Origin of the sequence: Microcystis sp. LE19-195.1E, assembly GCF_027532095.1 — a bacterium.
Lineage (GTDB): Bacteria > Cyanobacteriota > Cyanobacteriia > Cyanobacteriales > Microcystaceae > Microcystis > Microcystis aeruginosa.
In genome coordinates, this window is record NZ_JAPZSZ010000156.1 from 1 (window position 1) to 2005 (window position 2005).

Genomic DNA, 2005 nt, shown 5'->3' on the forward strand with positions numbered 1-2005 from the left:
CCGATCACTCCCATATCCGGTACTTTTTGATTTCCCAAAGGTCTAAAAGTGTTATCCAACAAGGTTTTTATACTAAATCCGTTGAGTATAGGCTACATATCAAGACAGGCAAAAGGCACTCATGCAAAAGGCAAAAGGGGGGATAAATAATCAGTCTTTAATAACTGGATTTAGTATTAGATTTATTCAGCCAGCCCTAAGTAGTTAAAAATTAACATTACCTCAATTTTCTCAAAAAAATCGACCCGTCGCTAGGCGGGAGACAAAGGGCAAAAGAGCAAAAGAACAGAGGGTTAAACTCCTGGGGAGACACACGCAACCCGAATGATAAAGGTGGTGCGTTACGGCGGATTGTTAATTTGAGTTTTTTGACCGAATTGATAGCCGCAAACACGCACCCTAGACTCTACTAAAAGTGGGAGTTTTTCAACCCAAATTTTCTGGTAAAATGATTGAGGATAATTGGCCAAAACTTTATGGGGATTTAAGCCTGTGATCATCAAAGAGTTAGAAGAGCAACTTCTTGCCCTCAAACCTAGGGAAAAAGTGCAGGTAATCCAGTTACTCGCTCAAAGTCTTGGTGGTAATTGGCAGGGAATTGAGAAAACGCCTAAAGTTTGTGGTGGACAAGCCTGCATTGCCAATACAAGAATTCCAGTTTGGGTGTTAGTAGAAGCTCGTCGTCTTGGTTATAGTGATGCTGATTTATTAACAAGTTATCCGACTATTAAGGCTACGGATTTAGCCAATGCTTGGGTATATGCGGCGGCTCATGAAGATGAGATTGATTTACTCATTGAGCAGAATCAGGCAGTTTAGGGGATGATACTAAATCCGCTTATTAAAAACTGATTATTTATTCTCCGTTTTGCCTGTTGTCTGTTGCCTGTTGCCTGTTGCCTGTTGTCTGTTGCCTCTCCTGATATGTAGCCTATACTCAACGGATTTAGTATTAGATTAAACTGCTTTCAAAAAGGCAAAAGCTGCCTGGGACGCACCCTAAGATATCTGAGGCCAGCAATGCTCTAAAGTTGATAATTTAATTGGGGACAATTTGCCGAAAAAGCTTTTACTTCGTCATCCCATTCTAACTTGAGCGGCGACTGGTATCCATTGTATCATCACCAATATCTTTCGGTCGTCCGCTCCAACGTTTTGCTAGACCCGGTTTTCGCGACAAGGTGACAACTTCTCTGCCACTTTCCGCTTGCTTCTTGCGTAGATCTGCAAAGATTGCATCCAAGTCATAGTTGAAGGACTTGGCATACTCTTCACGGATTCGGTGGATCTCTTCGACGATCTCATCATGAAACATAATCAACCTCCTAACAGTTGGTTGCGTGTACAAAGAATCGGTAACTCGTATCCAAAATCAATGCTGATCTCTGCCAATTTTCTCTGAATTTGAGCATTAGCAATATGCTTACAGTTCCACGTTAACAGATAATCCATACCGTGGACAGTTGCGGCGGCAATGTGGATCGCGTCAACTTTCGCTTTTGGAGGCAGATTACTGCGGGTTAAGAATTGTTTAGCCAAACCTTGTGCAGCTTCGTTCAATGCTAACAAGGGAAAATCACGCAAAATATCCAGCCTTTCGGAGGCGATCGCTGTATCTCCTTTAGTTACTTCCTCTAGGACAGCCTCGGAAGTGTACAGAATAAAGTCGTTTCGACGAAATTCCCACCATTCCCTCGTTATCTCAATATTAGCCGCCACAATAATATCTCTGCTGGGTCGAGCAGTTAGGTAGCCTAAGATACTGGTTTCAATATAGACGCTTTCGCTCACGGCAATAGGAGAAAATCTATCCAACGTCCATCATACCCTATTTAGGGCTTGCTGAATAAAGGTGAAATGTAGGCAAGGTAAGGGTTTTGTGGCTTTTCTCGCGAAACAGGTGCAAGATTTTGAGAGAATCGTGCTTCAAAACCTTGCGTCTTCATCGGCCCGCGTCCTGTAGGGGCGAAGCATTCGGATAAAAAATCTACGGTTTCACCGATAG

General features: G+C 42.8%; 3 protein-coding genes. 1 reads left to right on the plus strand and 2 read right to left on the minus strand.

Going from position 1 to position 2005, the window contains the following annotated elements:
• Window positions 1-492 precede the first annotated feature (492 nt).
• Window positions 493-819, plus strand: a complete 327-nt coding sequence (locus O9300_RS09200; protein WP_004268636.1) for a DUF433 domain-containing protein — start codon at window positions 493-495, stop codon at window positions 817-819.
• 268 nt (window positions 820-1087) lie between these two features.
• Here the strand turns inward: O9300_RS09200 and O9300_RS09205 are convergent, their stop codons facing one another.
• Entirely contained in the window at window positions 1088-1315 is a 228-nt protein-coding gene (locus O9300_RS09205; RefSeq protein WP_004268635.1) for a hypothetical protein, read from the minus strand.
• Between the two features lie 2 nt (window positions 1316-1317).
• Window positions 1318-1791 carry a type II toxin-antitoxin system VapC family toxin gene (locus O9300_RS09210; protein ID WP_287733091.1) on the minus strand — a complete coding sequence of 158 codons (474 nt, stop codon included), beginning with the start codon at window positions 1789-1791 and terminating at the stop codon, window positions 1318-1320.
• Window positions 1792-2005 lie beyond the last annotated feature (214 nt).

Excerpts from the sequence above, each read along its gene's own strand:
- O9300_RS09205 (WP_004268635.1), bottom strand. The coding sequence starts at position 1,315 with ATGTTTCATGATGAGATCGTCGAAGAGATCCACCGAATCCGTGAAGAG.